The following is a 23,815-nucleotide window of genomic DNA, read 5'->3' on the forward strand; positions in this document are numbered from 1 at the left end:
TTTTAGAATGTATAATTGAAATCCAAAGCTTCTGCTCCAGGAAAAGTAATACTTTTTGGAGAACATTTTGTTGTGTATGGAGTTAAAACAATTCTCTGTGCAATTGACAAAAGAATCACAGTAACTGCTGAAAAAATTGAAGGAGGAAAAATTTCCATTAAATCAAATATTGGAAATTTAGAATTAGAAACTGGAAAATTAATTTCTGAAATTAATTCACCATTAAAACCATTTTACTATTTAGCAGATAAAATGTTAAAGAATGAAAACACAGGAATTGAAATTATTGTTGAATCAGATATTCCATTAGGAGTTGGTCTAGGCTCATCATCTGCATGTTGTGTTGCAGGAGCTGCAGCAATTTCAAGATTATTTAAGAAAACATCAAAAGATGAAATTCTCACTCTAGCAATAGAAGCTGAAAAAACAATTTTTAAAAATACATCAGGAGCTGATTGTACAGTTTGCACATATGGTGGAATTATGAATTATGATAAGGAAAATGGATTTAATAAAATAGAATCTGAGCCTAATTTTCATCTAGTAATTGCCAATTCAAACATCGAACATTCCACAGAATCAATAGTTGAAGATGTAAGAAAATTTAAAGAAAATAACGAGGTTGAATTTTCTTCATTATGTAAAAAGGAATCAAAATTAGTAGAAGATGTTTTAGAATTATTAAAAGAAAACGACATCAAAGAATTAGGAACTAAAATTAAAGAAAATCAAGAATATTTAGAAACAATAGGAATTTCAAATGAGAAATTAAGAGAAATGATCCAAATAGGTCAAACTGAATCATTTGGTGCAAAAATTACGGGTGCAGGAGGAGGAGGATGCATCTATGCTCTTACAGATGAATCAAATCTCAAACAGACCATTAACCAATTCAAAGATAAAAATTATGATTGTTTTTCAGTTAAAATCGATTTTAAAGGTCTGGATACTTTTTAATTGATCAGATAATTTTGAAAAACATGATTCTAATAAAATTAGGCGGATCAATTATCACCAATAAAGAAAAACCATTATCTCCAAGGAAAAAAACAATTGAAAATCTATCTAAAAGTTTAAGGAAAATTGATGAGCCGACAATTATTGTTCATGGAGGAGGATCATATGGGCATTATTGGTCTGTAAAATACGATATGCATACAAAAGAAAAAAGATACAATCCAAAAGGAGTAGCAATTGTTAAAAATTCAATGATTGAATTGAATAAAATAATTCTAGATTCATTAATAAAAAATAAATTAAATCCATACTGTCTACCTCCAACTGATTTTATGTCTGGAAACAAACCCATTACTAAAAAAATCAAAGAAATTGAAAAAATTGCAAAATCAGGCTTGATTCCAGTCACATATGGGGATGCATTATGGTTTGGTCAGAATAAAACATACATTTTATCTGGAGACAAAATTATGACTCATCTTGCAAAAATTCTAAAACCTAGACTATGCATTTTTGCACTAAACGAGGATGGATTGTATTCAGATTTAAAATCTAAAAAATTAATTTATGAATTACAGGGTGAACGTCCATCTATTTCTGAAAACAAAATGGATGTTACAGGTGGAATGACTAGAAAAGTTGAAGAAGCATCAAAAATTGCAAAGATGGGAATGAATGTTTTCTTTGTAAATGGTAACAAACCTGAAAGAATTGTGAAAGCGGTTAAAAATAAGACATTTGAAGGAACGTTGTTTAGAGGTAAAAAAAATGTCTGAAGAATTTGTAATTTTAGTTGATGAAAATGATAATCCGATAGGAAGTGAAGAAAAGGTAAAATGCCATTTACCAAATGGGAAATTACATCGAGCATTTACTGCATTATTATTTGATGAAGATGGCAGACTAGTACTCACAAGGAGAGCTAAAGAGAAAATGTTATGGCCTAATGATTGGGATGGAACTTTTGCAAGTCATCCAAGAGAATCAGAAACTTATGTTTCATCAGGAGAAAGAAGAATGCCTGAAGAATTAGGAATTGATGGAACACTAGATTATTTACATAAATTTGAATATCATGTCCCATACAAAGACGTAGGATCTGAAAATGAAATATGTGGAACATTAATTGGTATAATTGACCAGTCTACGGAATTAAAAGAGATTGAAGGTGAAATTGATGAAATAAAATGGATTTCTTCTAAAGAATTAATTGAAGAATTAAAGAAAAATCCACAAATTTATTGCCCATGGATGCTTATTGCATTAGAATTATTAGAAAAATCCGATAAATCTATGCTTGAAAAACATGCAAATGTCTTAACTACATGGATGAACAGTGATGTACATGATGAATTGCAAAAAGCAATTAAAATTCATCTACCAAATGACAAATGGAGATTAGTAAATGAATAAAACTAAACAAATGGAACAAAATGCAAAAATAGTAAACAAGTATCTAAATTCAAAATTAAAAGGAAATCCTAAAAAACTCTATGATGCAGCAGGGCATCTAATTGTTAATGGTGGGAAAAGACTAAGGCCATATATGGTAATTAGGAGTTGCCAAATTTTAAAAGGTAAAGTTTCCACTGCAATGCCTGCTGCAAGTGCAGTAGAGATGGTACATAATTTTTCATTAGTTCATGATGATATTATGGACAATGATGAAATGCGTCATGGCGTTCCAACAGTTCATAAAAAATTTGGTATGCCAATTGCAATTCTTGCAGGAGATGTTTTATTTTCAAAAGCATTTCAAATCATTACTGATTCAAAATTATCACCTATTGCTACAACTCAACTAGTATCCAGACTTGCAAAAGCTTGTGTTGATATCTGTGAAGGGCAATTACTAGATGTAAAAATGGCTGAAGAGAGGAAAATTCCTTCACAAGCAGAATACATTACAATGATTGGCAAAAAAACTGCAGCATTGTTTGATGTATCTTGTGCAATGGGAGCTATTTGTGCAACAAATAAAGCAAAAGATATCTCAAATCTTTCATCATTTGGAAGGAATTTAGGAATTGCTTTTCAAATAACTGATGATCTTATCGGCGTTATGGGAGATCCTAAGATAACAAAAAAACCAGTAGGAAATGATTTGAGAGAAGGAAAGAAATCACTTCCAATTCTCATGGCAATAAAATTAGCAAAAGGTAATGATAAAAAAATAATTCTAAAAGCATTTGGAAATTCAAAAGTATCAAAAAAAGATCTGAATAAAGCAGTAGAGGTCATCAGATCTTTGGGAATAGAGCAAAGTGTAAGGAAACAGGCTCTAAAATATGCTGAAATGGCAAAAAAATCACTAGGAAGTTATTCAGGATCTGCAAAAACTGAATTAATTTCATTGTTAGATTTCGTAGTAAAACGAAGTGTGTAGTTGTAAAAGGTAAGAACCATCATGAATGAAGAATTAAAAAAAGAAATTAAAAAAATGGCACTTCAAAATGCTTTTGAACATGGAGGAGAAACTAGAGATAAAATAATTTTAGGAAAAATTCTTGGAACAAAACCAGAATTTAGAAGTAAAGTAAAAGAAATTTCAGGAGATATTTCTGAAATTGTATCAACAGTGAATCAGTTATCGTTAGAAGAGCAAGAAATAGAAATTAAAAAAAATTTTCCAGAAATTTTAATCCCAAAAGAAAAAATTGAAGAGAGAGAAGGTCTTCCAGAATTAAAAGATGCAGAACAAGGAAAAGTAATCACAAGATTTCCTCCAGAGCCAAATGGATATCCACACATCGGGCATGCAAAAGCAGCTATCATCAATTCAGAATATGCCAAAATGTATGGAGGAAAATTTATTCTAAGAATGGATGATACAAATCCAGAAGCAGAAAGAATGGAATATCATGCAGCCATCAAAGTAGGATTGGAATGGTTAGGGATTGAATTTGACATAGTAAAAAATACATCAGACGATATGGAATTATTTTATGAAAAAGGAATGGAATTAATCAATTTAGGAAAAGCATACGTTTGTACTTGTAAAAGAGAAGATATCAGTAAAAACAGAAGAGAACGAAAAGCATGCAAGTGTAGTAGAGAAGACATAGAAAAAAATAATAAAAATTGGGAAAAGATGAATGATAAATTCAAACCAGGAGATGCCATAGTTCGATTCCGCGGAGATATGAAAGCAGATAATGCAGTAATGCGAGATCCTGTCTTGTTTAGAATTATTGAAGGAAAACATTACACCTTAGGAGAAAAATATAGAATTTGGCCAAGTTACGATATGGCAGTTGCAATAGAAGATAGCATTGATGGGGTAACTCATGCCTATCGTTCGAAAGAATTTGAACTCAGAGAAGAGCTAATTGATGCAATTTTAGATGCACTAAACATGAGAAAACCAGCCCAAGGGTTTTTCTCAAGATTAGAATTCAAAGGAATGCCAATATCAAAAAGAATCATCAAACCACTCATTGAAAAAGGAAAAGTTACATGGTATGATGATCCAAGGCTTCCAACTTTAGAAGGATTACGAAAAAGAGGAATCAAGCCAGAGGCAATTAGGAAATTCATCATGTCATTAGGATTGACCAAGGCAAATACTCTAGCACCATTTGATGCACTAGAAGCTTTTAACAGAAAATTTGTAGATCCAAATAGTATCAGACTATTCATGGTTAGTAATGCAAAAAAACTTTCAGTGAAAAATTTACCTATATCTTCTGTTGAAATCCCAAATCATCCAATAAATGATATGGGAAAAAGAACAATTGAGATAGATGGAAATTTTTACATTTCAGGAGAAGATGCGCAAACAATCAAAGAAGGATCACAAATCCGTTTATTAGGTTTAGGAAATATTCACATTACAAAACAAGGAATAGAATTTGAAGGAGAATTTGTTGAAAACGAAAATACAAAAGATGTACCAAAAATACAATGGGTACCACAAAAAACTGCACATGAGATAAAGATGATAATTCCAAAAACATTGTTTAACGGTGATGAATTTAATGAAGATAGTTTAGAAGAATTAGATGTCTATACAGAACCACATTATCTACAATTAAAAGAAGGTGAAGAAATACAATTTGTTAGATTTGGATATTGCAGAAAAGATTCTCAGAATCAAGCAATTTTTACGCATAAGTGATTTAATATGAAAATAGCAAGATTGTCATATCAAAATAATGAAACATATGGTTTTGTTAACGGAGATAAAGTATCCACGAAAGATGAGATTACTTATCTGACAGGCGTCCCAATTCCTCAAAATGTCAAAGATTTTCTTTTTGATGGATGGTATGATGAGATTAAAAATAAAATTAAAGATTTACCGTATGGAGAAAATATTTCAAAATACAAATTATTACCACCAATTCCTAACCCTAACAAGATAATTTGTTTAGCATTCAATTATGTAGATCATGCAAAAGAACAAGGATTACAAGCACCAGAAGATCCTGCACTTGTAATAAAACCCAGAACTGCATTAAATGGTACAAATTCAGATATTGTGTGTCCAGACTTTGTTACACAGTTGGATTATGAGGTCGAGTTAGCTTTGATTATTGGTAAAAATTGTAAAAATGTAAGCGTAGATGATGCATTTGATTCAATATTTGGATATATGGTTTTCAATGATGTTTCAGCAAGAGATATTCAATTCAAAGACAAGCAATTCACAAGAGGAAAGAGTTTTGATTCGTTTGCCCCCTGTGGACCATGGATTACAACAAAAGATGAAATCAAAGATCCTCAAAATCTAAAAATGACAACTAAAATCAACGGGGAATTGCGACAAAATTCCTCATCAAGTAACATGTTCATCAAAATCCCAGAGATTGTTTCAAAAATTTCCAAAGTTATGACATTAGAAAAAGGAGACATCATATCTACTGGAACACCAGCTGGAGTTATGTTAAACAAACCAAATGCAGTATTTCTAAAAGATGGCGATAAAGTTGAAATGGAGATAGAGAGTTTAGGAACTTTAAACAATACAATTAAAGTTGTTAAATCAAATTAAACTAAAGATTTCTTCATCAAATGAAAGGATATTTTAGATTCCAACGTATCAAAAGTTGATAATTTTTCTCTAGTTAAAATTTGAATGCGTTCATAGTTTTTCTCCCAACCAAAGTTTTGTAAAAATGAAAGAATGTCACAAGCAGATTCATCTGAATTTGAGAATAGAGTAACAATCAATGTTCTATCAAAATGCTCAGATTCTGTAATTATTGCAGTAGTATTTTCATTATCAATTGAAGAGTTAACAATCCTATTTTGTTTATAAAATGATTCCAATATTTTATCATCAATTGGAAGCCACCTCCAAGATTTTACATAATGAGAATGTGATTTAGAATTAATGGATTTATCAAAAGTGACATTATGATTTAGATTATTTTTTGGTTCAATAGTGTAAAAATTCCATGTTTGAAAAATGTCATAGTTCAGAGACTGAGCCATGGAAATTGAAATTGGGTTTTCTGTATCTATCAACATAAATGAAAAAGAGAGATTTTTCTCTAAACCTATAATTTCTGCATGTTTTACTAGTTCAGATGCAATATTTTCGCGTCGAGAATTTGGCTCAATTCTAATTCCTTCAATCCAAACTTGATCATCAGAGTAAAAGGCATGACAAATCCCAACAGGATCTAGTTTTTGTGCTAGGAATAGATGGCCTTCAGATATCCAATAATTCCAAACATGTTCCACATAATCTCCCCATGAAAAAGTATTTTTGCAAAATTTCAAAACATGTGTTTTATCTGAATTATTTGCCTCTCTAATTCTTAATTTTGTCATATACAAAAAATTATTAAGAATAATTAGATAAAAACTTCAATGGGAAAAATTATTGCAGGTAAAACATCAGATATACCACCTGGAAAAATGATCAAAGCATCAATTGATGGTAGAGATATTCTCGTTGCAAATATTGATGGAGAATATTGTGTTACAGATGACTCATGCACCCATTCAGGCTCTAGTCTATCTGAAGGGAAATTAGATGGTTGTACAATTACTTGTGGATGGCATGGAGCAGAATTTGATTGTAAAACTGGTAAATTAATGAAATTCCCAGCAAAAATTAGAGATTTAACATCATACAATGTTGTCGTAGAATCAGACAATGTCTTTGTAGAGATATAACTATATTCTTCTAATTTTTAACAATAGGTGTAAAAATGGCTGACGACTCTCAAAATAAAGAATCTATGAAAGGAGCAATTGAAACATTAGAACAAATTACTTCTAGTAACTCAACTCCAAAAACAATCAAGAAATCCATTACAGATTTAATAGTAGATTTGAAAAACCCTGAAAATTCACTATCTGTCAGGGCAGCAAATACCATCAGCCTATTAGATGATGTAACACAAGATCCTAACATGCCTTCATACGTTAGAACTCAATTATGGCAAGCAGTTTCAAAATTAGAAAGCATAAGAGAATAAATTCTCGTACATTGTATCAACCATAATGAAAATTGAAGAATATTTAGAAACTCTGCCTGAAAATTTACTCAGTGGTGAGGATGTTCAATTACCTGAAAAATCATTTCGTGAAATTTTTAAATTTGTAAATTTAGGTAAAAATGATATTTTTTATCATTTAGGATGTACTAATGAGAAAGGGATTGAACTGGCTATAAACGAATTTGGAGTTAAAAAAGCAGTTGGTATTGATAATAATTCTGAAAAAATAAAACAAGCAAAAAAAAATCTTGAAGAAAAAAATATCAAAGCAGATTTGATTTGTCAAAACATAGAAGATTCAATTTTATCTGATGCATCAGTGATTTTATTTTGGTTTACAGATGAAAAAATCATTAATGAAATGATGAGGAAATTTAAAAATCTTAAAGAAAATACAAAAATAATTACAATTTGGGGACCACTACCAGAATGTCTTCCAGAGAAAGTGGATTTTCCATACATTATCAATAGCGTTCCTTTCAAAAAAGCACAAAATATGCAAGAACAGTTGTTATCAATTTTCGGGGTAAAATGTGTTGATTTTGTTACAGCATGGGAATTTGCTGAAAGATATACAAAATCAATAGGTTCTCCAGAAATTAAAAATGATCGATTTTTAACTATTATTCAAACATTAGTAATTTGGATTAATGCAAAAAAACTAGGAGTGGCATGTGGAGAGAAAATTCCAGAATCCATTCAAACATACATCAACATCATGAAGATGCATTTTGACATTGATTTTGAACATCTATTAAAAGAATAATCTGTGTAATCCTTTTATTTTGTTTTTACTTGAATATTATATGGAAGGAAGAATCAACATCAATGTTTCAACAGTAGATTATGATAAAACTAGTAAAGCATTAACTCATCAACTATCTCTTTTAGAAGAAATGGTTCATGGACAAGATGATTTTGTGATGACAGATTCAGAATTTGCATTTGGATGGCATTTTTTTGTATTAAGTATCAACAGATCATTAGTAGAAAAGCTAATAGAAATGATGGGTGCCGATTTTGATAAAATTAAGGGTAAGGGAAATGATAAGAAGTTTTTAACATGGTTATCAAAAAACGTCGAAAGCAAATCTCCCAGATTCAAACTAGCCATTAAAGAAGAGATGGAATCTAGTAAGTTCGGTATTTTTTAAAATAATAAAAGGCCCTCGAGGGGAATCGAACTCCTGTCCGAGGATCCACAATCCTCTATACTAACCACTGTACTACGAGGGCCACAAAAAAAGAAACTTGTTCAACCAGTAATAATCTTTAAGATCATGTTGAAAATTAGGCTGTAGATTTATTATTGACTAGGTTAAATTCTATGTATGCGAAAATGGTGGATTGCAATGGCAATATCCATTGGACTTGTTTGGGTAGGTACAAATTATTTTCTCCCATGGGTACAATGAATATCTAAATTAGATTAGCCTCAAATTCAAAAATAATTTTAGTTCCATTTCAGCGATCGCTTTAAATTTGTAGTATCAGGGTATTTTTCGACATGAGAAAGGGTTTCATTACAAACAGGCTACGTTCAAATAAAAAATTAGTAGATACACCCATTGAAAATAAGATAGAAACCATCCAAGGTGAAAAATTCGTATGGATTGATTTACAAAATCCAGATAGAAACGATGTTGAAAAATTAGCTGAAAAATACAATTTCAACGCATTGAACGTAGAAGATTGTATGACTAAATTTGAGCTTCCAAAACTAGATAGTTATGATGATCATTTCTTTGTAATTCTTCATTTTCCACCATTAGCACAAAAAACAGGAATATCAAAAAATAGTCAATTATCAATATTTGTAGGAAAAGATTTCTTGATAACAGTTCATCAAGGAGATCTTAAACCACTTGTAGAACTGGCAGATATTTGTAAAACAAATGTTGATCAACAAAGAAAAAATAGATTGTTAGGAAAAGCATCAGGGTTACTTCTACATGAGATATTAGATGTGTTAGTAGATGACCTTTTACACACATCAAGAAAAATTATTGCAAATCTAGATGATATTGAAGATAGAGTTTTTGATGAATCAAAACCAGTAGCTAGAAGCATAGCCCTACTTAGAAGAGAAATTAATAGATTAAGAAGAATAGCAAATCCATTAAAGAGATTTGTACTTGAGATAGCAAAGCAGGTTAAACGATTTCCAGATAGTCAAGATGACGAACTTACATTATTTTATGATGACGTAATAGATCACATTGACAAAGTTATTGAAACATTAGAAGAATCTAGAGAAACCATGGAAATTTACAAAGACACAGATTTTGTGTTAAGTAATGAAAAAACAAATAAAGTTCTTGCAGTATTAACAATAATTTTCACATTAGCAATTCCATCAACAGTGATTGGGACATTTTATGGAATGAATGTTGATTTACCAGGGGGAATTGGGAGTGATTCAACAATTTTAGGACCATTTACAACTTTCATACTAGTAATAATTGCGTCAGCAATACCTGCGATCATGATGTTTACATATTTCAAAAAATGGGGTTGGATCAGTAATTAAAATAAAAAATCAAGATCTGTTCATACAAAATAAGCTTAGATAAATACAAGATAATTTTACTTAATTTATGGGTAAAATTAGAATTAGAACAGGTAGAGGTACAGGAACAATTGAAGTTGATGATGATGCTTCTAAATGGTCCGGAGACGATTTTAAGAAAATCCAAGAAGCAAGGAAAAAAGCAGCATCAAGTAGAACTGTTTCATCTGGAAGAGGAACGGGTTCTAGAAAGTTAGGCGATATGCCTGATCCAAAGAAAGCAGCTGACTCTACTGGAAGAACAATGAGTACAGGTAGAGGCACAGGTTCTAGAAAAAGTAAAAAATAAAAAATTAAATCATTTTTTCATTTTTAATATTTTTTAGAATCTACTCTGAAAATTTTATTATATTTTGATATCAGGATTTCCAGACTTTAGTTTGTCCCAATCTGCAAGAAAGTTATCCAAACCAATTTTTGTTAATGGATGTAACATCATTTTATCCAATACTGCAGGAGGTAATGTAACAACATCTGCACCAATTTTTGCTGCATCAACTACATGTACTGGATGACGAACACTTGCAACAAGAATTTGAGTTCCAAAATCATAATTTGAGAAAATTTCTTTAATTTCTTGAATTAATTTCATTCCATCTTGACCAACGTCATCTAATCTTCCAATGAATGGACTAACATATTTTGCTCCAGCTTTTGCAGCAAGTAAAGCTTGATTTGCAGAAAAGATCAGTGTAACATTAACAGGAATTCCTTCAGATGAAAATGATTTACAAGCTTTTAGACCATCTGGAGTCATAGGAACTTTGACAACAACATTGTCCCCATATTGACGAAGACGTTTACCTTCTTCCATCATTCCAGAATATTCAGTACTGACAACTTCTAAACTAACATCACCTTTGATGATTTTTGTGATTTCTTCCATAGCATCTTTTGGATTGCCACCTTCCTTGAACATGAGTGATGGATTAGTTGTTATTCCATCTAACAAACCCATGTCGTTGAATTTTTTTATCGATTCAAGATTAGCAGTATCAAGAAAAATTTTCATAATTTTTTACTCCTAATTTCTTTAACTTGTTTTGCCATATTAAAAGATGTTATTCCATGTTTCTCCAAGAGTAATGGAACTTCATCATCTCGTGCAGATTCACCAAACATGTCCTGGGCTCCAATTCTTTTGATAGGTACTGGATAAGATTCTGAAACAGATTCTGCTACTGCAGAACCCATTCCACCAATAATATTATGTTCCTCAGTCGTTACAATACATCCAGTTTCTCTTGCTGCTTTTTCTAAAATTTCATTATCAATTGGTTTGATTGAAAACATATCTAAAACTCTACAAGAAATTCCTTCTTGTTGTAATGATTCAGCAGCTTCTAAAGCCATCCTAACTGTAATACCGCATGCTGCAATAGTGCAATCAGAACCATCCTTTAACGTGATTCCTTTTCCAATTTGAAATTCTTGAGAGTCAGAATGAACAAGAGGGGTTTTTGATCTTGCCATCCTCATGTAAAATGGACCATATTCTCTTGCCATTAATTGAGTTAATTTTGAGACGGCTACAGTGTCAGCAGGAATAAAGACTCGGAAATTTGGGATAACTCTCATTATAGCAATGTCTTCAATAGTTTGATGTGAACCTCCATCAGGACCTACTGACAAACCACCATGAGATGTAACTAATTTTACATTAAGGCCCTTTTTTCCAGGAGGTGAGGGATATGCAATATTATTTCTAATTTGATCAACTGCCCTGCCGGGTAGAAAAATTGCATACGTACTAGCAAAAGAAATTTTTCCAGAAGCAGCTAATCCTGCAGACATTGTAACTAAATTAGCTTCAGCAATACCCACATTAAAAAATCGATTAGGAAATTCGTTACCAAATACCGAAGTTTTTAATGAATCAGTTGTATCTGCACCTAAAACAACAACATTAGGATTTTCTTTTCCCAATTGAATTAATGATTTAGAATATTCTGAGCGCATGTCAGTCATTATTGGTTCATTCAAATGAATCCTGCCTCCTGTGCAATTTTTTTAATTTGTTCTTGTTTTTCACCAATCACATGTAATCCAATCCATTTGTTTACCAAGTCACTTCCACCAAGTTCATTTGCTTTTGCAAGTAATCCATATCTTCTTGATTTTAAAACTTCATTTCTAAAATCTCTAATTGCAGCTCGAACATCTTGCTGACCAATTATTGCACCACCACCAACAAAAGCACGTGCACCATCAGAAAATACTGAACCAATATTTTCAAGATTTACACCCCCATCAGCCTCAATATAGCCTGAAAAATTATGCTGTTTTAAAATAGAATTTAATCTTGTCATTTTTTCATGTGTTTCTTCAATGTATTTTTGACCTGATTTTCCAGGTACTACAGACATCACAATTAGTTGATCAAGAGATTGTAAAAATTGGTAAGACCATTCAGGTAATTCAGTGTCAGGATTTATTGAGAAACCTACACCTACCTGATTTTGTTTTAGCATATCATGGATTTCTCCAAAACTAGATTCATCAGTTACTTCAGCATGAACAGTAATAATATCACTGCCAGCATCAACATAGTCTTTCACATATTTTACAGGTTCAGTAATCATCAAATGAGTATCAAATGGAATTGCTGTAAGTGGTCTTAGCTCTTTTATTTTATTGTGATCAAATGTTTTTGTTGGAACAAATTGACCATCCATCACATCAAGATGAATGTAATCTGCTCTACCAGCCACACATCGCTTAATTTCATTTTCCAAATTTGTCATATCTCCAGCAATAATGGATGGTGCAATCATAAATTGCGAATCTAATTCAAGATTAATTATCGGAACAACATCAGAGTCAGGGGCTTTACCGTGCCACTGGGGATTATCTTCCATGTGTTCAATAGATTTTCCTTTAATTGTTCTTGAGATGATTATGGTTGGGACTCCCTTTGTAGCATTAGCTTTTGTTATAGCAGCATCAATTTGTTCAACGCGGTGTCCATCAATTTCAATAACGTTCCAACCAAATGATCTCCACTTATCACCAGTTTTCCAACGTGATGCATCTTTCCACATTTCAGAAATTTCTGAACCTTCTAAATTTTCATCTAGTGGCATAATTTTTTCAGTGTATGAATCCTGTTGAATGAAATTTCTATCAAGAAATGCTGTAAGATTATCAACTTTGTATTTTGAAGCAGTCATTGCAGCTTCCCAAACTTGTCCTTCATCAGACTCTCCATCTCCAATGATAGTATAGACATGATGATTTTTGGAATCAATTTTTGCTGCAAGTGCAATTCCAATAGAATATGACAATCCTGTGCCTAAAGAACCTCCACAAAATTCTACTCCAGGGCATTTTAGATCTGGGTGTCCTTGCAGCTTGCTACCAAATTTTCGAAGTGTATCAATTTCAGATTCTGGGAAATATCCTGCAACGGCCATATTAGAAAATAATCCAGGAGCAGCATGTCCTTTTGACAAAACTAATCGATCCCTATCTTCCCATTGAGGATTATTAGGATCAAATTTCAAATGTTTGTTAAATAAACATCCTAAAATTTCAGCCATAGAAAATGAACCGCCAGGATGGCCAGATCCTGCAGCATTAGTTCCTTTAATTACTAATTTACGAGCTCGAAGAATATTTTTCTTAATTTGGTAATAGTTAAGCCCCATCTGCAACATTATCCTGATAAATTGAATAAAAATCTACTTCTAAAGAAAACCACTCATCCCAAAACTTCAAAGAGATAGAGATCATAATACAAATAATACAATCAAGATTTCATAGAGAGTTCTACTTTCTCTAACATAAACTTCAAAAATGTAGCTAGTGACTTTTTTGTTCCATGCTTAACATTCCATTCCTTAACAAGTTCATCATAGAACTTCCATTCAGATTCATCTTTTTTAAGATGGCTTACCATCATTTTCTCAAATTCTGCAAGATCCCAATCCACTGGACACATAATATTGTCCATTTGAATTAATTTTCCATTTTTCATTGAAAACGGATATGATTTGCATACTCCAGGCTTGAAATCATTTACTGTGCATCTAAAGACATCTTTTGTTTCTTCAAGGAATTCACATCCACCTTTATTTTGTTTCAAAGCAAGATCAATTAGACCTTCCTCAACCTGAATTCCAAGGGAATAATCTTTTGCACCATAAAGTTCTAAGAATTTTTTAGGAGCCATCCCCAATCCAGTTGATAGTCTGTAAACATCATGGGCATTTACAAATATTACATATTCTTTGCAACAATCAGTATGGCATGATACACAAGGGAATTCTCCAGTTTTAGTATGACTAGAATCATGATTATCTACAATTAATGTCATAATAATCAAAATAAAATTTAGGTATTAAGTTTGTAAAATTTTAATTTGATCGTTACTCTGGAATATTATGGAAATTAAAGAAAATATTCCAATTGTATTATTTGATAATCAGTGTTATTTGTGCATGAAATTTGCAAATGCAGTTAATTTTTTTGCCAGAGGCAAAATAACAATGGTAGGCCATTATTCAGAATTTGGGGAAAAAATTAGAAAAAGTGTTTTGGATGAATCAGCATTGGAAATGTTTTGGTTTATTAATCAAAAACGAGCATATGGAGGAAGAGCAGCTTTACGTCCATTGATAAAATCAATTTTATCTAAAAAAACAAGAAAATCACCAATGTCTAAAATTAATGATGAATGTCAACAAGATTGTAAAACAGTTAAAGCTGTATTTGTAAGATCTGCAAGTCTGATTACTAGAAGTAAAATAATAGATCTATAGTAAATCTAAATAATACTTTAAAAAAAGAGAATTTCAATATGAAGATTAAAACTGAAAGTTCTGCTAAAAAGAAAACAAGTCTTCTATGTGGATTTGTATTAGAAAATTCTAACAAAGTTCTAGGATTACCAAAATTTGACACTAAAACCACATCTGCAATTAACCAATCTCTAAAAGACATGGAAGGGAAATTAGGAAAATTTAGTATTATTCCAATACCTGGAAAACCAATACAAAGAATCCTACTTGCAGGTATAGGAAAAAAAGAGAATCTAACGAAAGATACCATTAGATTTGTCTCAGGAAAAATTGCTCAAAAAGCAAGAGAGTTGAAATTGTCAGAATTTTCAATTATTTCACCCCCAAGTTTTGTAACAGACCAAATTTCAGCAGTATCACAGATCATAGAAGGTACAAAAATGGCTCTTTACAAATTTGAAAAATTCAAGACGGAGAAAATTGAAACTTCGCCTAATCTTACCATCATTATTTCAAAATCAGATAAAATTACAAAAGCTGTCAAAATAGCTGAGATTGTTGCAGACGGTGCAATATTTACCAAAAGTATTGCCAATTTACCTCCAAACGAATGTACCCCTACAACATTAGCAAACTTTGCAAAAGCCATGTCAAAGAAAAATAAAATGAAATGTAATATCATTTCAGAGCCTGAATTAAAGAAAAAAGGATTTGGAGGTATTTCAGCAGTAGGTCAAGGAAGTAGCAATCAACCAAAATTAATTATCTTAGAACACAATCGTGGTAGAAAAAATGACAAACCCATTGTCCTTGTAGGAAAAGCAGTGACATTTGATACAGGTGGTATTTCATTAAAACCTGGAGCAGCAATGGATGAAATGAAATTTGACAAATGTGGTGGATGTACAGTATTAGGAATTATGAAATCTATTTCAGAATTAAAACTACCAATCAATGTTGTAGGCATTGTTCCATCAGTTGAAAATATGCCAGGCGGAGAATCATATAGACCGGGGGACATCATAAAATTATACAGTGGAAAAACAGCTGAAATTCTAAATACAGATGCAGAAGGAAGATTGATTTTAGCTGATGCATTATCGTATGGAGAAAAACATTATTCCCCAAAGGCAATTATTGATTTTGCTACTCTTACAGGTGCATGTATTGTAGCACTCGGAACCAATGTGGCAGCAATTGTATCAAATGATGAAAAACTAACAAAGAAAATCAACGAGTCTTCCAAAAGAACAACTGAAGAAGTTTGGGAATTACCATTGAATCAAGACTATATGGATATGATAAAATCAGATGTTGCAGATATGAAAAATGTTGGAATTGGAAGAGCAGCTGGAACTATCACGGCAGCTGCATTTTTAAAAAATGCAATTGAGAAAACCCCATGGACACATATTGATATTGCAGGGGTTGCATGGACACAAACAGCCACAAAAGAAAAATCATACAATCCAAAAGGTGCGACAGGTTTTGGAGTACGATTAATTTTAGATTATTTGCAAAACTTATAGAATCAGTATCCTCTACTGTTTCTATCAGGTGTGTCAACATTTGGATTTCTCCAGCCATGTTTTTCCATCATATGATTTAGCAATCTAATGTCATTATCACATGTTTCTCCACAGACAGAACAATTTGGCATATTGAATTCATATCAATCCAATTAATTCAATATTAAAAGATTGATTGAAAAGTAGAAAATGCCAGCACTGTTGCTTCCCAAGAGCTCTCGCATCTTAGTAGCACAACAGCGACATTAGGTTTGACTTCCAAGTTCGGAACGGGATTGGGTCGCACCCTAACGCTATGGCCGGCTTGAAATTTGATGTCAAATTCTCATCTATTAACGTAACGCCAATTTTAAAAAATGCTCAAAATAGGTATAAAGCAAAGAAAATACCGGATTACAACATGACTCACAGAGTAGCAGTTTTAGATCAAGATCTTTGTCAGCCACAAAAATGTGGTTTAGAATGCATAAAATATTGTCCAGTCAATAAATCGGGCGCAGAATGCGTTACCATTAACGAAGAATCAAAAAAGGCTCAGATTGATGAGGACATTTGTAATGGATGTGGAATTTGTGTCAAAGTGTGTCCTTTTGATGCCATAACAATCGTCAACTTAGCAAGTGAACTAGCTACTGATAAAATTCATCAATACGGTATGAATTCATTTCGACTTTACAAATTACCAACTCCAAAGAAAGGTGAAGTTGTAGGGCTTTTGGGAAGAAATGGAATGGGGAAAAGTACAGTAGTCAATATCCTATCAGGAAATCTCAAACCAAATTTAGGCAGATATGAAAATCCACCTGAATGGGATGAGATTTTAAAACATTATAGTGGAACAGAACTTAAACAACATTTTGAAAAAATTGAACAAAAACAAATTCGAGCTTCAATAAAACCACAACAAGTACATCGTCTAGCTCAAGCATTTGAGGGAACAGGGAAAGAATTACTTGACAAATATGATGAACGTGGAGTATCAAGAGAATTAATCAAAACATTAGGGCTTGAAAACTCAATGGAACAAAGTTTGAAAGAACTAAGTGGAGGTGAATTACAAAGAATTGCAGTTGCAGCAGCAGCATCTAAAGATACAGAATTTTACTTTTTTGATGAACCATCTTCATACAACGATGTTTTCCAAAGAACTGGCGTAGCAAGAGTAATACAAAATTTAGCTAAAATTGGAAAAAGTGTAATGGTAGTAGAACATGATTTAACATTGTTAGATTTTCTAAGTGATTATATTGAAATATTATATGGTGAACCTACAGCATATGGAATTGTTTCAGGTATTTTATCTACCAAAGTTGGAATCAATGTTTTTCTTGACGGATATTTACCAAATGAAAATGTAAGATTTAGAGATAAGAAATTTTCTTTTGATGTATCATCTTCATCAACTGACATTTTTCAAGAAGGAAGTGATATTCTCACACATCCAAAACTAGAAAAAAAATATCCATCATTTTCAGTATCAATTGAGCCTGGAAGAGTAAGAAAAGGGGAGGTTTTAGGAATAATGGGTGCTAATGCACTAGGTAAAACTACTTTAATGAAAATGATTGCAGGAGTTGAAAAACCAGATTCTGGTAGTATTAGTAAAAAAATAAAAATAGCATACAAGCCACAATATCTCCAAAATGATCTTGATGTAGAAGTTATGTCAGTATTAGACCAAGCAAACGGAGGTCAAGTTGAAGGAAGTATGGAAGAAGAACAAATTCTAGATCCATTAAAAATAAAGAAACTATACAATAAATCTATTCAAAAACTTTCTGGAGGAGAATTACAAAAAGTGGCTGTTGCATCATGTTTACTACAAAAAGTTGATTTGTATGCATTAGACGAACCTTCAGCATTTTTAGATGTAGAGGATAGAATCGCCGTAGCAAAATTTTTACAAAAATTTGTACGCTCGTTTGGAAAGTCTGCAATTATTATTGATCACGATTTACAATTAATGGATTTGGTTTCAGATTCAATGATAATATTTGAAGGAGAGTCAGGTTCTTCAGGGATTGCAACATCACCAATGCCAAAACCTGCTGCAATGAATAGATTTCTCAAATCATTAGACATGTCATTTAGAAGAGACGAGAAAAGTCTAAGACCTCGTGTAAATAAATTAGAAAGTAGATTAGATAAAGATCAAAAAACTAGTGGAAATTTCTACTACAAGCATTGACTCGAATGTTAAAAAAAGCATTAGAAAATGTGCTTACAGAAAAAGAAAGTGATGAATTAATTTCTGCTTTTGATCAGATAGGTGAAATAATTATTGTTAGAATTCCAGATTCACTCCTCTCAAAAAAGAAGATCATTGGAAAGGCATTGTTAGATGATGTAAAAATTGTAAGAAGTGTATTCTATCAAGCCTCTGCTGTGAGTGGAGATTTTCGAACTAGGGATTTAGAAATCCTTGCAGGGGAAGACAATACAGAAACAGAATACAAGGAATTTGGATGTAGATTTACAGTAGATGTTGAAAAGGTGTTTTTTTCTCCCAGATTGTCTACCGAAAGGGAGAGAATTGCTAATTTGATTCAAAATGGCGAGGTAATGACTAACATGTTTGCAGGAATTGGAATGTTTTCAATAATGGCTGCAAAAAAGAAGAAGTGCACAGTGTTTAGTCTTGATATCAATCCAATTGCTTCAAAATTATGTGAAACAAATATTGGATTAAACAAGCTTTCTGGAAATGTAATTTCAATTAATGGTAATGCATCAGAAATCATCAAAGAACAATTGATGGATAAATCAGATAGAACATTGATGTTGTTACCTGAAAGATCAGATGAATTTTTGCAATCAGCAATTGATACAACCAAAGATGGAGGCATCATTCATTATTATTCACATATTCATGCAGATAAAAAAATAGATGCAGGAAAACTTTCAGAAGAACATTATCTCCAAATCACTCCAGTAAAATCGGAAATATTACATTCAAAAATTGTTAGAGCTGTTGGTCCAAGATATTATCAAACAGTTGTAGATGTTAAAATTTCTAAATAACTTAATCTTCAGAAGTAATAGAAGCCGGAGAAGGTTTTGTTGTCGCCATCACATATCCAATCCAAGCAATTACTCCTAAAATTCCGCCTGCAATCATTAAAACAGATAGTTGTAGTACAATAGGACTCCATTCAGAGAGCATTAACAAATATGCATAAAGGAAAAAACTACCAATACATAAAACAAAAATGGTAATACCCATTCCTTTTCGTTTGTCCATGGCGAAGAATTTTTTGTGAGTTATTTATTGGTTTGAACTAATTCAATTCAATTGCCATAAGATATGCATCCTCACCATCTCGATAATAGGCGTTTAATTGTTGTCTAATTGCAAACCCCATTTTTTCGTATAACCTGACAGCATCAGTATTGCTACATCTTACTTCTAAATAGAATTCATCACATTTTCTTAACTTTACACCATTGACAGATTCTTCGACTAGTGCATTTCCTATTCCTTTTCTTCGATGTTCTTCAACTACTGCAATAGATACAACATGACCTTTTTTAACAAAACCTAATTTCTTAAAATTTGAAAAACCAAATTCTGTTTTACACATTATGTATCCAACATGTTTTCCACCGATTTCAGCAATAATGAAAGCCTCAGGTAACTCAGCAAGTAAACTTTCATAGAAATAATCTGAATAATGTTCAGGTAGAGTTTTTAGATTAATTTCCATCACAGAAATTAGATCGCTTGGTCCAGCTCTCCTAATATTACAATCCCCTAACTGTCTTAGGATTACTTGCATGATAGGGTATAGTTTTATCAATATTTAATTTTAAACCAAAAGACCATTTAATGGAAAAATCAGTGTAAATTAGATGGAAGACCCTTCACAAGAAGATATCATTTCATTAGTTAACTCCATATTTCAGGTTAGTGATTTCACTAAAACTGAATTTTCATTGGAATTTAAAATTGAAGATTCAAATTTTGAATTAAAATTTGAAAATTTAGCAAGAAAATTAGAAGATATGAGATATGTTTCCAAATTAGAAAAGATGGAAGATGGGGAACTCTATGTAATTATTCAAAAATTCCCTCCAAGAAAACATAGAAAGTGGTTAGGATCACCATGGGTACCACGAATTTTGTTTGTAGTGGTAATAGGATTTGTTATGTTTGACGGATATTACAAAACATCTTTTGGAAATACTATTGTAGAATTAGGAGATCCTTTAGAAATTTCATTATTTTATGTACTAGCCCTCTTGGGGATCCTAGGTGTCCATGAGCTTGGCCACATGGTTGCTGCTAAAGCACATAAATTAAAAACTTCATGGCCATATTTTATTCCAGGACTTCCAATAATTGGAATTCCAACTTTTGGTGCGTTAATACAGTCAAAAGGATTAACTATTAATCGAAAAATATTATTTGACGTAGCCATTGCAGGTCCAATAGCAGGATTAGTCATTGCTGTGATAGTTTCAATTTATGGTGCATATGATGCACCAATTTTAGAACAAGAAATCACAGGTGAGATTTTTGATGATCCTAGATTAAGAAATTGGAGTTTAGGTGAACCAATACTACTAACTGCTAGTTTGGCATTATTTGGGAAAGGTGAATTATATGGAAATACAATATACATGACACCTTTCATATTTGCCGCTTGGGTAGGTTATCTGATTACATTTATCAATTTACTACCAGCATGGCAATTAGACGGCGGACATTTAGCCAGAACGTTGATGGGTTCAAAAATTCACACTTATGCAACATATGGAAGTTTAGGAATTCTTGTTTTGTTAAATTTTTGGCCAATGGCATTATTAATTTTCATGCTAAGTAGAAAAAATCCTAGCGCATCGCCATTAGATGATGTATCACCTCTTTCACGAAATAGAAAACTTGCATATATTGGAATTATCATATTAGCAATTCTGTGCGCACCGTTACCATCTGAATTTTTACCAGGGATACTATCTTAACAATAATCTTGCACCATCAGAAACCACTGCAACTTTTTGACGCGGTCCTTGAGTTTTTAGAATATAATCCATAGAGTATTTTATTCCCTGCATAGAAATTAGATTTAATTTCTTAGCATAAAATTCAGGTAGAATTGATACTAGTCCAATTTGAAAATTCTTTTGTATTTCTGAAAGAAATAATAAATTCTCCATTCCATCAATGTATTTTGTAGGATTTCGAAGTTGTTCTATAGTCAATCTATCTTCAATGTATTGTTGAAGAGCATCATAACCTAAACCGCCTTTACATTCAGCAACTAAAATAGCAAGACCATCTTTTTTAATTGCGTTAGAGCAATTCCAAAGTGAAGAAAGTGAATTTCCAAGATTGTCATTACTTGCATCTTTTCCAGTGCTGATTATCATTGTGTTATGTTGACCCACATCTTTGATAGAGTTTGATTCCAGAATTTTTGTTGATGCAATAGTTTCTGAAGGGTGTCCTATCGAGAAATCAACAATCCCTTCAGAATTTGCAACTATCTCTATTCCTTGAATTTCAAAATTATCTGCAAATTTTTTGGCTTCAGTTAAACTTTCAGGGTATTGTCCAGGTGTAGGAAGATTTCCTTGTCTTTTTGCATATGCAGAAAGCATTGATTCTTGACCAAACTTTTTGATAAGACGTGTGGAAATAGTCTCATATCCAAATAATCCATTGAATTCCATTTCACCCATGAATACTAGATTTGAATTTGAGATACCCAAATCATCAAATTCATTAATTGAACTTCCTTCAGGTAATCCAGATTTTACTAAATTTAGAATTTTTTTATCAGTTAGAATTTTTGGAAATGGTTTTGATTTTTGTTCACATAACGTAAACAACGAAGAGATTAATTTTAGAATAGATTTGGAATTATGCAATACTACAAGTTCCATTGGTTTTGACAAATCAAGAGTGTTTAATTTTTCATTGATCGCTGAATCATCTAGAATTTTCCCCTCAGAATCAATTTTTTGCTCTAGATTTTCTGCCTTTATATCTAAAACAACATCAGTAATTCCGTAATTTAACCAAATTTCAGGCATAATTATCTCTCAATACAAAACAAAATAAATCCAGTGTAGTTAACTTTTGTATGGAATTTGTAAAAGAGTTTGCAACCTTTTTGCATCAAAATGGCATCATAAAATTTGGGGACTTTACATTAGCCAGTGGAAAAAAGAGTTCCTATTATGTAGATTTGAGATTAGTTCCAAGTTATCCTATTGAATTTAGAAAAATGGTGAAATATCTTGAAAATGAAATTGAACAAGATATTGGATTAGATAATTTTGATTCAATTGTATCAGTACCTACAGGAGGTTTAGTAATTGCATCAGCGTTGGCAATTGAAACCGTGAAACCATTAATCTATGTAAGAAGTAAACCAAAAGATTATGGTACATCAAAATCAGTCGAAGGGAAAATTCACGATAACATGAAAGTTGTAATGATTGATGATGTTGCAACTACTGGCGGTTCAGTAGTTAATGCGGTTAAGTCTTTGAAAGAAGTAAACATCACAGTAAAAGATGCATACGTGATTGTAAACCGAATGGAGGGGGCTGATGAAGCATTGTTAGAATTAGGAGTCAAAATGCACTCAATTCTAAATATTTTACAAATTACAGAGGCTTTGTTTGATCAAAATCTCATTGGTGAAAATATCTTAGAAAAGGTAAAAAAACAAATCAACAAATGAGTTTTGGCTGCTCAGTCAAATGCCTTCCAATCATCAATTCAGATATAACTCTGATTCTTCATTGCGGCCAGATAATTTTTAATTCGCTCATTTTAAAACTAATGGAAATAATGGGCCCGAAGGGCTTCGATCCCTTGGCTCACCGGTTATGAGCCGGTTACTCTACCAAGCTGAGTTACGGGCCCTAAGCAAAGGAATTTTTTCTCAGGTTTAAAATGTTATGAGATTAGCAGTATTCTTCGTAGCAGCTATTAAGCAACAAGTTTTGTGCTGAAATTGATTTATCTGCAATTTCAATCAAAACACTAGAATCAATTGAGGATCTCTCCAAAATATTTCTCCAAGAGGCTGCATGTCTAATGTCAGCTTCTGTGTGAAGTTTGAAGTATTCTGTAGCTTCATTACTAGTCATCCCATAAAATTCAGACAATCCATCAAGTTTTGTCTGACTGATTTTTGGAATTTCTTTTTCAAAGGCATACATTGCACATGCTCCTCCATCAAAAGTATCCATAAGTTGATTCAAATCAGATACAGCTTTTTGTGTTTTGTCAGTTCCAGAATATGAAATTAATTCATCTTGGGATATTCCTAGTTCACCAGCAAAGGCAATCCATGGTTTAATATGATCAGATTCTTCTTGTTGGTTTTCAACTAATTCTGCAACTTCTGCTTCAGGGGATTTTTCAATTATCGGAGTCATAAAGGAAGGGACTGCTTTTACAAGTTGAAAATATTCTTTTGAATAACCTGCCAAAGATTCCTGGGTTAATTTTCCATCAGACCACATTTGATAAAATGGGTGTTTTAGTAAACTTCTTTCTTCAATCATTTCATCAATTTTCTTAATTATATTCATGATACATCTCCATGAGAG

Annotated in this window: 28 protein-coding genes, 2 tRNA genes and 1 rRNA gene; 18 read left to right on the forward strand and 13 right to left on the reverse strand. The window is 32.1% G+C overall.

The window, feature by feature from the left end; translation table 11 throughout:
• Positions 1-15 precede the first annotated feature (15 nt).
• The 6 genes from mvk to ACW9W4_RS00775 are packed head-to-tail and all read left to right on the forward strand — an operon-like array spanning position 16 to position 5,950.
• Positions 16-957, forward strand: coding sequence for a mevalonate kinase (gene mvk, locus ACW9W4_RS00750; protein WP_457760637.1), 942 nt, complete (start codon positions 16-18; stop codon positions 955-957).
• A gap of 23 nt (positions 958-980) precedes the next feature.
• Complete coding sequence (locus ACW9W4_RS00755) at positions 981-1,733, forward strand: isopentenyl phosphate kinase (RefSeq protein WP_457760638.1); 753 nt, start codon at positions 981-983, stop codon at positions 1,731-1,733.
• Complete coding sequence (gene idi / locus ACW9W4_RS00760) at positions 1,726-2,370, forward strand: isopentenyl-diphosphate Delta-isomerase (RefSeq protein WP_457760639.1); 645 nt, start codon at positions 1,726-1,728, stop codon at positions 2,368-2,370. Before ACW9W4_RS00755 ends, idi begins: the two co-directional genes overlap by 8 nt.
• The gene (locus tag ACW9W4_RS00765; RefSeq protein ID WP_457760640.1) at positions 2,363-3,343 is read left to right on the forward strand and encodes a polyprenyl synthetase family protein; all 981 of its coding nucleotides are present in this window, start codon (positions 2,363-2,365) and stop codon (positions 3,341-3,343) included. The genes idi and ACW9W4_RS00765 overlap by 8 nt, the downstream gene beginning before the upstream one ends.
• 21 nt (positions 3,344-3,364) lie before the next feature.
• Entirely contained in the window at positions 3,365-5,074 is a 1,710-nt protein-coding gene (locus ACW9W4_RS00770) for a glutamate--tRNA ligase (protein ID WP_457760641.1), read from the forward strand.
• A 6-nt stretch (positions 5,075-5,080) separates the two neighbouring features.
• Positions 5,081-5,950 (forward strand): fumarylacetoacetate hydrolase family protein, encoded by an 870-nt coding sequence (locus ACW9W4_RS00775; protein ID WP_457760642.1) that lies wholly within the window; start codon positions 5,081-5,083, stop codon positions 5,948-5,950.
• On the opposite strand, the gene ACW9W4_RS00780 is transcribed toward ACW9W4_RS00775, so the two are convergent.
• Entirely contained in the window at positions 5,947-6,735 is a 789-nt protein-coding gene (locus tag ACW9W4_RS00780) for a GNAT family N-acetyltransferase (RefSeq protein ID WP_457760643.1), read from the reverse strand. The two genes, ACW9W4_RS00775 and ACW9W4_RS00780, sit on opposite strands and share 4 nt — an antisense overlap.
• A 39-nt stretch (positions 6,736-6,774) precedes the next feature.
• Between ACW9W4_RS00780 and ACW9W4_RS00785 the strand changes: the two genes are divergently transcribed.
• From ACW9W4_RS00785 to ACW9W4_RS00800, 4 genes are read left to right on the forward strand one after another with little or no spacing between them, the layout of a single operon-like run.
• Positions 6,775-7,083, forward strand: a complete 309-nt coding sequence (locus ACW9W4_RS00785; RefSeq protein WP_457760644.1) for a Rieske (2Fe-2S) protein — start codon at positions 6,775-6,777, stop codon at positions 7,081-7,083.
• A gap of 35 nt (positions 7,084-7,118) precedes the next feature.
• On the forward strand, positions 7,119-7,388 hold the full coding sequence (locus ACW9W4_RS00790; protein ID WP_179363031.1) for a UPF0147 family protein: 270 nt from the start codon (positions 7,119-7,121) through the stop codon (positions 7,386-7,388).
• A gap of 25 nt (positions 7,389-7,413) precedes the next feature.
• The gene (locus tag ACW9W4_RS00795; protein WP_457760645.1) at positions 7,414-8,175 is read left to right on the forward strand and encodes an SAM-dependent methyltransferase; all 762 of its coding nucleotides are present in this window, start codon (positions 7,414-7,416) and stop codon (positions 8,173-8,175) included.
• Positions 8,176-8,215: 40 nt separating this feature from the next.
• The gene (locus ACW9W4_RS00800; protein ID WP_457760646.1) at positions 8,216-8,563 is read left to right on the forward strand and encodes a hypothetical protein; all 348 of its coding nucleotides are present in this window, start codon (positions 8,216-8,218) and stop codon (positions 8,561-8,563) included.
• A 10-nt stretch (positions 8,564-8,573) separates the two neighbouring features.
• Here ACW9W4_RS00800 and ACW9W4_RS00805 read toward each other — a convergent pair.
• Positions 8,574-8,645, reverse strand: a tRNA-His gene (locus ACW9W4_RS00805).
• A gap of 271 nt (positions 8,646-8,916) precedes the next feature.
• Between ACW9W4_RS00805 and ACW9W4_RS00810 the strand changes: the two genes are divergently transcribed.
• Entirely contained in the window at positions 8,917-9,939 is a 1,023-nt protein-coding gene (locus ACW9W4_RS00810) for a magnesium transporter CorA family protein (protein WP_457760647.1), read from the forward strand.
• Positions 9,940-10,006: 67 nt separating this feature from the next.
• The gene (locus ACW9W4_RS00815) at positions 10,007-10,267 is read left to right on the forward strand and encodes a hypothetical protein (RefSeq protein ID WP_457760648.1); all 261 of its coding nucleotides are present in this window, start codon (positions 10,007-10,009) and stop codon (positions 10,265-10,267) included.
• Between the two features lie 57 nt (positions 10,268-10,324).
• On the opposite strand, the gene fsa is transcribed toward ACW9W4_RS00815, so the two are convergent.
• The 4 genes from fsa to ACW9W4_RS00835 all read right to left on the reverse strand — a co-directional run bounded on the left by fsa (position 10,325) and on the right by ACW9W4_RS00835 (position 14,293).
• Complete coding sequence (gene fsa / locus ACW9W4_RS00820; protein WP_457760649.1) at positions 10,325-10,990, reverse strand: fructose-6-phosphate aldolase; 666 nt, start codon at positions 10,988-10,990, stop codon at positions 10,325-10,327.
• Complete coding sequence (locus tag ACW9W4_RS00825) at positions 10,987-11,961, reverse strand: transketolase family protein (RefSeq protein WP_457760650.1); 975 nt, start codon at positions 11,959-11,961, stop codon at positions 10,987-10,989. Before ACW9W4_RS00825 ends, fsa begins: the two co-directional genes overlap by 4 nt.
• Positions 11,958-13,625 carry a ribulose-phosphate 3-epimerase gene (locus tag ACW9W4_RS00830; protein WP_457760651.1) on the reverse strand — a complete coding sequence of 556 codons (1,668 nt, stop codon included), beginning with the start codon at positions 13,623-13,625 and terminating at the stop codon, positions 11,958-11,960. The genes ACW9W4_RS00825 and ACW9W4_RS00830 overlap by 4 nt, the downstream gene beginning before the upstream one ends.
• A 101-nt stretch (positions 13,626-13,726) precedes the next feature.
• Complete coding sequence (locus ACW9W4_RS00835; protein WP_457760652.1) at positions 13,727-14,293, reverse strand: YkgJ family cysteine cluster protein; 567 nt, start codon at positions 14,291-14,293, stop codon at positions 13,727-13,729.
• 67 nt (positions 14,294-14,360) lie between these two features.
• On the opposite strand from ACW9W4_RS00835, the gene ACW9W4_RS00840 reads away from it, so the two are divergent.
• Together ACW9W4_RS00840 and ACW9W4_RS00845 are read left to right on the forward strand one after the other, a co-directional pair.
• Positions 14,361-14,738 carry a hypothetical protein gene (locus ACW9W4_RS00840; protein WP_457760653.1) on the forward strand — a complete coding sequence of 126 codons (378 nt, stop codon included), beginning with the start codon at positions 14,361-14,363 and terminating at the stop codon, positions 14,736-14,738.
• Between the two features lie 38 nt (positions 14,739-14,776).
• A complete protein-coding gene (locus ACW9W4_RS00845; RefSeq protein ID WP_457760654.1) occupies positions 14,777-16,246 on the forward strand; it encodes a leucyl aminopeptidase in 1,470 nt (489 codons plus the stop codon).
• 2 nt (positions 16,247-16,248) lie between these two features.
• On the opposite strand, the gene ACW9W4_RS00850 is transcribed toward ACW9W4_RS00845, so the two are convergent.
• Positions 16,249-16,377, reverse strand: a complete 129-nt coding sequence (locus ACW9W4_RS00850) for a hypothetical protein (RefSeq protein ID WP_457760655.1) — start codon at positions 16,375-16,377, stop codon at positions 16,249-16,251.
• A gap of 56 nt (positions 16,378-16,433) precedes the next feature.
• A 5S ribosomal RNA gene (gene rrf, locus ACW9W4_RS00855) occupies positions 16,434-16,553 on the reverse strand.
• A gap of 93 nt (positions 16,554-16,646) precedes the next feature.
• Here rrf and ACW9W4_RS00860 point away from each other — a divergent pair.
• On the forward strand, positions 16,647-18,434 hold the full coding sequence (locus tag ACW9W4_RS00860; protein ID WP_457760656.1) for a ribosome biogenesis/translation initiation ATPase RLI: 1,788 nt from the start codon (positions 16,647-16,649) through the stop codon (positions 18,432-18,434).
• 5 nt (positions 18,435-18,439) lie between these two features.
• Entirely contained in the window at positions 18,440-19,267 is an 828-nt protein-coding gene (locus ACW9W4_RS00865; RefSeq protein WP_457760969.1) for a class I SAM-dependent methyltransferase, read from the forward strand.
• A 1-nt stretch (position 19,268) separates the two neighbouring features.
• Here the strand turns inward: ACW9W4_RS00865 and ACW9W4_RS00870 are convergent, their stop codons facing one another.
• Both ACW9W4_RS00870 and rimI read right to left on the reverse strand, forming a co-directional pair.
• Positions 19,269-19,487, reverse strand: coding sequence for a transcriptional regulator (locus tag ACW9W4_RS00870; RefSeq protein WP_457760657.1), 219 nt, complete (start codon positions 19,485-19,487; stop codon positions 19,269-19,271).
• 37 nt (positions 19,488-19,524) lie between these two features.
• Entirely contained in the window at positions 19,525-20,022 is a 498-nt protein-coding gene (gene rimI / locus ACW9W4_RS00875; RefSeq protein WP_457760658.1) for a ribosomal protein S18-alanine N-acetyltransferase, read from the reverse strand.
• 73 nt (positions 20,023-20,095) lie between these two features.
• Between rimI and ACW9W4_RS00880 the strand changes: the two genes are divergently transcribed.
• Positions 20,096-21,208 carry a site-2 protease family protein gene (locus ACW9W4_RS00880; protein ID WP_457760659.1) on the forward strand — a complete coding sequence of 371 codons (1,113 nt, stop codon included), beginning with the start codon at positions 20,096-20,098 and terminating at the stop codon, positions 21,206-21,208.
• Here the strand turns inward: ACW9W4_RS00880 and ACW9W4_RS00885 are convergent.
• Entirely contained in the window at positions 21,200-22,282 is a 1,083-nt protein-coding gene (locus tag ACW9W4_RS00885) for a transcriptional regulator (RefSeq protein WP_457760660.1), read from the reverse strand. The two genes, ACW9W4_RS00880 and ACW9W4_RS00885, sit on opposite strands and share 9 nt — an antisense overlap.
• A 50-nt stretch (positions 22,283-22,332) precedes the next feature.
• Between ACW9W4_RS00885 and pyrE the strand changes: the two genes are divergently transcribed.
• Positions 22,333-22,938, forward strand: a complete 606-nt coding sequence (pyrE, locus tag ACW9W4_RS00890) for an orotate phosphoribosyltransferase (RefSeq protein ID WP_457760661.1) — start codon at positions 22,333-22,335, stop codon at positions 22,936-22,938.
• Positions 22,939-23,049: 111 nt separating this feature from the next.
• On the opposite strand, the gene ACW9W4_RS00895 is transcribed toward pyrE, so the two are convergent.
• A tRNA-Ile gene (locus ACW9W4_RS00895) sits at positions 23,050-23,123 on the reverse strand.
• Positions 23,124-23,164: 41 nt separating this feature from the next.
• Entirely contained in the window at positions 23,165-23,797 is a 633-nt protein-coding gene (locus ACW9W4_RS00900; protein ID WP_457760662.1) for a TenA family transcriptional regulator, read from the reverse strand.
• Between the last annotated feature and the right edge of the window lie 18 nt (positions 23,798-23,815).

The sequence above is a fragment of the Candidatus Nitrosopumilus sp. bin_7KS genome (assembly GCF_054095835.1).